At 36.2% G+C, this 7727-nt stretch carries 9 protein-coding genes; all 9 read left to right on the forward strand.

Annotated elements, in window-relative coordinates:
- Positions 1 to 291 (forward strand): SRPBCC family protein (locus AACY61_RS05870; protein WP_339610652.1); only part of this gene is annotated, 291 nt, incomplete at its 5' end.
- A 1-nt stretch (position 292) separates the two neighbouring features.
- Positions 293 to 988: an SDR family oxidoreductase gene (locus tag AACY61_RS05875; RefSeq protein ID WP_339610653.1), complete on the forward strand. Its 696-nt coding sequence runs from the start codon at positions 293 to 295 to the stop codon at positions 986 to 988.
- A gap of 1 nt (position 989) precedes the next feature.
- Positions 990 to 2297, forward strand: coding sequence for a deoxyribodipyrimidine photo-lyase (locus tag AACY61_RS05880; protein WP_339610654.1), 1308 nt, complete (start codon positions 990 to 992; stop codon positions 2295 to 2297).
- A 143-nt stretch (positions 2298 to 2440) separates the two neighbouring features.
- Positions 2441 to 2674, forward strand: a complete 234-nt coding sequence (locus AACY61_RS05885; protein WP_339610655.1) for a (4Fe-4S)-binding protein — start codon at positions 2441 to 2443, stop codon at positions 2672 to 2674.
- Positions 2675 to 2754: 80 nt separating this feature from the next.
- Positions 2755 to 3324 carry a hypothetical protein gene (locus AACY61_RS05890; protein WP_339610656.1) on the forward strand — a complete coding sequence of 190 codons (570 nt, stop codon included), beginning with the start codon at positions 2755 to 2757 and terminating at the stop codon, positions 3322 to 3324.
- A gap of 167 nt (positions 3325 to 3491) precedes the next feature.
- Positions 3492 to 5375: a histidine kinase dimerization/phosphoacceptor domain -containing protein gene (locus AACY61_RS05895; protein ID WP_339610657.1), complete on the forward strand. Its 1884-nt coding sequence runs from the start codon at positions 3492 to 3494 to the stop codon at positions 5373 to 5375.
- The gene (locus AACY61_RS05900) at positions 5375 to 6118 is read left to right on the forward strand and encodes a response regulator (protein WP_339610658.1); all 744 of its coding nucleotides are present in this window, start codon (positions 5375 to 5377) and stop codon (positions 6116 to 6118) included. Before AACY61_RS05895 ends, AACY61_RS05900 begins: the two co-directional genes overlap by 1 nt.
- Before the next feature lie 142 nt (positions 6119 to 6260).
- Positions 6261 to 7001: a hypothetical protein gene (locus tag AACY61_RS05905; protein ID WP_339610659.1), complete on the forward strand. Its 741-nt coding sequence runs from the start codon at positions 6261 to 6263 to the stop codon at positions 6999 to 7001.
- 12 nt (positions 7002 to 7013) lie between these two features.
- The coding region (locus AACY61_RS05910) for a hypothetical protein (protein ID WP_339610660.1) at positions 7014 to 7727 on the forward strand (714 nt) is incomplete at its 3' end.

The following is a 7727-nucleotide window of genomic DNA, read 5'->3' on the forward strand; positions in this document are numbered from 1 at the left end:
CCTGTTTTGGGAATCAAAACCAAATGGGTTACAGAAATTACGCACGTTAAAGACAAAGAATACTTTGTAGACGAGCAGCGTTTTGGTCCTTATGCCCTTTGGCACCACAAACATTTTATTAAAGAAATTCCAGGTGGAGTGGAAATGGAAGACATAGTAGATTATAAATTACCCATGGGAATTTTAGGTCAAATGGCACATCCTATTTTGGTTAAACCCAAACTAAACGAAATTTTTGAATACAGAAGTAAAAAACTCATCGAACTATTCGGTGAATATAAACCCTTATAAAATGAGTAAAAACATACTTTTAATAGGTGGCTCCTATGGAATAGGAAAAGCCCTTGCGGAAACACTGTCAAAAAACAATCAGGTTATTGTTGCTTCCAGAACCTTTGACGGTTTTGATTCTGAAAATATCAAACACCTAACTTTTGATGCAACAAAAGATGACATATCTCAACTGGATATTCCTGAGAAGTTGCACGGGTTTGTATTTTGCCCAGGTAGCATTAATCTGCGTCCTTTTAAAAATATACGAAACGAAACCTTTGAAGAAGATTTTCAGCTTAATTTTATGGCCATGGTAAAATCACTGAAAGGAGTTCTGCCCAATTTATTAAAGTCTGAAGATGCAAGCATAGTACTTTTCAGCACGGTGGCAGTCAAAATGGGTATGCCTTTCCACACCAGTGTGAGTGCTTCTAAAGGAGCCATTGAAGGGTTTGCAAAAGCTTTTGCAGCAGAATATGCTCCAAAAATAAGATGTAATGTAATCGCACCCTCATTAACAGACACCCCTTTGGCAGAGCGGCTTTTGGGAGATGAACGCAAAAAGGAAAACGCTTCAGAAAGACACCCTTTAAAGCGTGTGGGTGAAGCAAAAGATATTGCTGCTATGGCGAGTTTTCTTTTAGTGGAAGAAAGTAACTGGATCACAGGACAGGTTTTTGGTGTTGATGGAGGGATGTCCACCATAAAAGTATAAAATGAGTGACAAGAAAGTAAACATATTTTGGTTTCGAAGAGATTTGCGTTTGGATGACAATGTGGGATTTTACAAAGCTCTTAACGGAAAATTACCTGTGTTGCCTGTTTTTATTTTTGATAGTGAAATTTTAGAACAACTCCCCAAAGACGATGCCCGTGTTACATTTATTCACGATTCCCTTCAAATAATGCGCAAAAAACTTCAAGAAAGTTGCGCAAGTAGTATTGCAATTTATCACGGCAAACCCCTTGAAGTTTTCAAACAAATAACCAAAGATTTTGATGTCCAAAATACAATCACTAACCATGATTATGAACCTTATGCATTAAAACGCGATCAGGAAATTGAAAGTTTTCTTTCTGAGAAAAACATCGGATTTTATGCCTATAAAGATCAGGTCATTTTTGAAAAAGACGAAGTGGTAAAAGAGGATGGAAAACCCTATCTGGTCTATACGCCATATATGAAAAAATGGAAAGCGCGTTTTAAAGAGCATTCTTTTAAAGTATATGAAACTGAAACTTTTTTAAAAAACTGCATCGAGCACTCAAGGCTGCCAAACCTTTCCTTAAGTGACATCAAATTTGAACGGTCAAAAATTAAAGTGCTTGACTATGATTTGAGTAAATCTACAATTAAGGAGTATGAAAAAACCCGAAATTTCCCTGCAAAAGATGAAACCTCTAGGTTAAGTCCGCATCTTCGTTTTGGCACAGTAGGCATCAGGCAGGTGGTTCAAAAGGCGATTTCCGAAAAGAACGAAACTTTTTGGAACGAACTCATTTGGAGGGAGTTTTTTATGCAAATACTTTGGCATTTTCCGGAAACGCAAAGCCGGGCTTTCAAAAAAAAATATGATAGAATAGAATGGTGCAATGACGAAGCAGATTTTGAAAAATGGAAAACAGGAACCACAGGTTACCCACTAGTCGATGCCGGAATGCGTCAATTGAATGAAACCGGCTGGATGCACAATCGGGTGCGAATGCTTGTAGGAAGTTTTTTGTGCAAACATTTGTTGATCGACTGGCGTTGGGGAGAGACCTACTTTGCCGAAAAGCTACTGGATTATGAAATGTCCTCCAATGTGGGCAACTGGCAATGGGTGGCCGGTTGTGGTGTGGATGCGGCACCTTATTTTAGAATTTTCAATCCCACCACACAAATTGAAAAGTTTGACAAAGAAAAGACCTATATCAAAAAATGGGTTCCGGAATTTGAATCAGCTTCTTACCCTCAAGAAATGGTAAACCACAAAGAAGCACGGGAACGCGCTTTAAGCACCTATAAAGATGCTTTAAGTTAAAATATAAGTTAACCCATTTCACTTACTTTGTGCTTTTAATCGAAAATATTAATCATTATGTCGATGTTATTAATATTTTAACGTTAATTTGTTAATGCCTATATGTTTTTAACTGAGTCCATAACCCCAAACTATGAACCGCTATGGAAACCTATGATAATGAATTCACCAATGGTGAAATTACAGTGACTTACGACCCAAAACTATGTATCCACGCAGAGAAATGTGCTCAAGGATTGTCTGATGTTTTTCGCACAGACATTATTCCTTGGATAGATTTGGACGGTGCCGAAACAAAAAAAATTGTCGCACAGGTAAAAAAATGTCCTTCGGGCGCGCTTAAGTGTTCTTATTTGAAGCAAAAAATGGCTGTTTGATTAAAAAAAGAGTAGCCAACACACAATTATTCCCTTACAATTTTGTTGTATAGGGAATACTATTTTCAATTTATTTTAAAATGCTTCAAAAAGACATATACTCCATTTTTATTTTACTACTCGTTTCAACTTTTGGTATTTCTCAGACTGAAAACACACTTGAAAATCAGTTTGATGAAGTATATAACCGCTCCAATAACTATCAGGAATTCAAAGTTGTAAAAAAGACCGATTTAAATAGCCTTAAGAAAAACACACTTGACAGTATTGAGGTTTACAAAAATGCCCTTGTCCAAATGCAGGGTGAATTGGAGTCCCAACAAATTGAATTAAGCCTCATACAAACAAACTTAACTGAAACTAATGAAAAACTATTAGTAGCTGAGCAAAGAGAAAATGAAATTTCTTTTTTAGGAATGCAAACCTCAAAAACAGCTTATAATAGTATTGTTTGGACTGTTATAATTCTACTGTCATTAATCCTTTTCTTCTTTATCTATAAGTTTAAAAACAGTAATCAAGTTACTCGAGATACAAAAACAAAACTCGATGAACTCGAAAAGGAATTTGAACTACACCGCCAACGCGCTCTTGAACGGGAGCAACAACTCAACCGGAAATTACTGGATGAGGTAAATAAGCACAAATAAGTCTTTTTAAGTTAGGGGGATTTTTGAAATAGGACTTTGCATAATTGTATTGGAATACTGCGTCTCTTTATACTTAAACTAAAAAGAAAACAAATAAAAAATAGGTAATTTATTTTTTCTTACATTTATACAGCCTCAAGTAATTTTTAATCGGTTGAATAAATCTTATGAAAAAAATTACTTTATTATTAGCTTTTCTTTTTTACGGTGTTTGTGTTTTATCTCAAAATACAGACAATATCAAAATGGATTCGCTTTTTATGTGGCTAGAAACCCATTCTAAAAATCCGGCAGACTCTACACAGCTCGGTATTAATTCTCATAATGCTATTATACTATCCAAAAAACTGAAGAACCAAAATGCCCTTGCCAAATCCTATTTACATTTGGCACATTACCACAAAGAATATGCAAAACTGGATTCAGCATTGGTCAATACTCTTAAGGCAAAAGATATATATGAAGTATTGGGAAATGATATAGAACTTGCCAACTCACATCTAGCGCTTAAAGAAATTTATTCCATTCAAACCGAGTATGGCAAGGCAACAGAAGAAACATATAAAGCTTTAGAAATTTTTGAAAAAATTGACCATCAAAAAGGAATCGCAATCTGCTTTTCTCATCTGTGTGATTTGTTATACTATGAAAATAGATATACCACTGGGATTGAGTTTTGTAATAAAGCCATTGAAATCCAAAAAAAACTTGGTGAAACAAGAGACCTTGCCCTCTCCTATCGTTACAAAGCAAATAGCCAATTGTTCTCGGGTGATGATTTGAAACATGCATTGAATAGCATCAACAATTCTATTGAACTTTACAATAATCTGGGAGAGACCGGCATCCCATTGATGGCATCCATCAACTGGCGCGGAAATATCTATAAGTATTTGGGTGATTTTGAAGCTGCTATTGCCAACTATCAATACAATTTTGATCAATCTAATGAAATGGGACTTCAGCGTTACCTCATTCCCTCAGTGGCAAATATAGGTCACGTTTATTTAATGCAGGGTAAGTATGAAGAAGCCCTCCCTTACAATCTGGAAGCTATTGACATAATAATCAAAACAGGCCGTATTAGAAGCCTTTGGGAAAATTATATGCACGTTTCCTCTATTTATGAAAATATGGGCGATTATAAAAATGCATTGGAATACAACAAGCTATATGCAACGGCCTATACAGAGCTTAAAGACAGGGCCATTCAAAGTCTGGAAGGTGAATTACAGGCAAAGTATGAAACCGGACAAAAAAACGCCACCATCTATTTTCAAAATGAAAAAATTTCACAACAACGCAAAACTCAAACCCTCTATGTAATTCTTATGGGGTTACTGGCAATTATTCTTTTTGGTGTGTTTTATAACTATAAAAAACGTCAAAGGAGAAATAAAGAATTAGTTGCTTTAAATAACCAATTAGACCTTAAAAACAAACAAAACGAACTCCTTCTCAAAGAAATTCACCACCGTGTTAAAAACAATTTAGAATTGGTGAAAAGTCTTATATCACTGCAATCTGCTCAAATGGAAGACTCTCCCACAAAAGAAGCAATGATGGCCAGTCAAAACCGCGTGCAATCTATGGGGATCATTCACCAAAAGTTATATCAGGGCGAAAACCTGGGCAGTATTGAAATGAAAGACTATTTCCTCAATTTGGGCGAAGGAATTCTAGACACCTTCAATGCCGAAGAAAAAGTAAAAATTGAATGCGCCATGGACAATCTTGAACTCGATGTGGACACCGCAGTACCCATTGGACTGATTGTGAATGAACTACTTACAAACGCTTTAAAATATGCCTTCCCGGAAGATAAAAACGGAACTATTCAAATAAGTTTATTAAAATCCTCTCCAGATACCCTTACTCTAAAAGTAGCCGATAACGGTGTGGGTAAAGAAAATGGATTAGCACCCAAAGGAACCGGTTTTGGCTCCCAACTCATACAATTATTAACTCAACAACTCAATGGAACCATGCTTGAAAAAGTAGAAAAAGGGACAACCGTTGAATTTCAGTTTAAAATTAAAGCTGCAGCCTGATGGATATACCCGTAAAAATATTGATAGTGGAAGATGAAATGATTATTGCTGCCAATATTTCATTGCAACTATCAGCTTTGGGTTATGAAGTCACAGGTATCATCCCTCGGGGAGAAGAGGCTTTAGAGCACTTGAAACAAAACAAACCCGATATCATCTTGATGGACATACAGTTAAAAGGAGAACTTGATGGTATTGAAACCATCCGGTTGATGCAACAAGAGCAAGATATTCCAGTTATTTATTTAACAGCCAATGCAGATGACGCCCATTTTGCTAATGCGAAAGGCACCCATCCCTTTGCATTCATCTCAAAACCATTTAAAAAACTGGATTTGCAACGTGCCATTGAACTTACTATCACACACATCCAATCTGAAAAAATTGATAGCTCACTCTCTGAGATTCAATCGGGTTCGCCCTTTGTATTAAGTGATAGTATTTTTGTACGTCATCATGAAAAAATGGTGAAAGTAATCATAAAAGACATACTCTATATTGAAGCAGAACGCAATTACTGCCGAATTCATTCCAAGGAGAAACAGTATTTGCTGGTTACTACCCTCAAAGATATGGATGAAAAGTTGCCCGAAAAACACTTCATAAGGGTGCACCGCTCCTTTATTGTAAATGTTTCTCAAATTCAGGAAATTGCAACAAGTCACATAGTTATTGGCAAAAAAGCTATTCCCGTTAGTAAAGCATTAAAAGAAGAGCTACTCAACAGATTACAAACTATTTAAGAATAATCCATCCGGATAAATAAACCCCTTCCTTCGGACAAAGAAACTTGCCTTTCGTCCTAACTCGTTTATTATATTTATTGAATATCAGTTAATTAGAGGTATTATTAACTAATTATTAACAAACCAAATAACTTTTATTATGAAAACAATGAAATTAATGATTACCACAGTTTTTGTTGCCTTTATTAGCATAAGTATGCTCACGGCACAAAACAATGAAAGCATCCTTTTATCCGTAAGTGAAATTACAGTCAAACAAGGTCACAACGCCCAGTTTATGGAGGGTGTAAAAAAGTGGAAAGAATGCTACCTGGAAAACGATGGAAAAGAAAGTTGGAATATCTGGCGCAGAGTGCAAGGGGAAGGCACTGTGTATATAATGGCTAGTGTGATGGCAAACTGGGCAGAGATGGATATAGTAGACCCAGTAAATAAAGACTGTTATACAACAGTTTTAAACTTCATAATGCCACACGTTGAAAAGGTAAACTATAATATCGCCCGTTCCATGCCAGAATTCAGCAGAGACATGCCAGAAGACACAAAACTGGTTTGGGTCACATTTTTCAAAGTCAATGACGGTACTGCTTTTAGAGAAATTATAAGTGCTGTTTCCAGTTCCATTAAAGCCAAAGAAGGTATTACAAGAGGAATATGGTATGACTATATGGGTGGTGCACTTGATGCAGCCGACTACATGGTCTCTACTCCTTACAGTGGGTTTGCTCAAATGGACATAAAAAGAGACAGTCCATGGAAAATCTATGAAAATGCCGTAGGCAAGAAAAAAGCTGATGAAATGGGGAAAAAATGGGATGCTGCAGTTGATGCTGCTTGGTCACATATCTACACATTGAATACTGAATTAAGTAACCAATAAAAACCTTTTATTATGAAAACAATAAACAAATTAATTACAGTAATGCTGATTGTACTAATCAGCACCGCATTTTTAAATGCACAAAACCAGTTCTACAGAGTTCACGTAGATCATGTCTATCACTCAAATTCTGATGATTATAAAGAAATCTCCAAAAGACTGGCTAGCCATGCCAAAGAAAATCAGGAAGAAGAGGGTTGGAACATATTATGGACAAATGACAACAGAGTGATAACTCTTAGCCCCGTAGATGGTTGGGAGGATTTAGGCAAAGAATTTATGCCAAAAACACGAGCAAAACTGGGTGATGAAAAATTTGCCGAAATCTTTGCAGAATTTGACAAGCATTATGACCAACATAATGATTACATCATCATTTTAAGTGGAAATCTTTCCTATATGCCCGATGGGATGACCACTACTCCTGTGGGTAAAAACTACAGAAAAAACATGGTGCTTTTTCACAAGGCAAGAGACCGTCAAAAAATTGCAGAAATAGCAACAAAATTTAAGGAACTCTACAGTAAAAAAGGGTCAAAATCACACTACAGAGTGTATTTCAGTGGTTTTGGAAACCCGGAAGCTTATCTCATGGTAGCAAACGCTGCAGCAAGCGCTTTGGAACTTGAAAAACAATCTGATGAAAACAGAAAATTGCTCGGTGAAGATTCCAAAAAGTTATGGGATGAACTCATGCAATATGTTACTAAAATTGAATATACCGAA

Source organism: uncultured Planktosalinus sp., assembly GCF_963973675.1.
Classification (GTDB): domain Bacteria; phylum Bacteroidota; class Bacteroidia; order Flavobacteriales; family Flavobacteriaceae; genus Planktosalinus.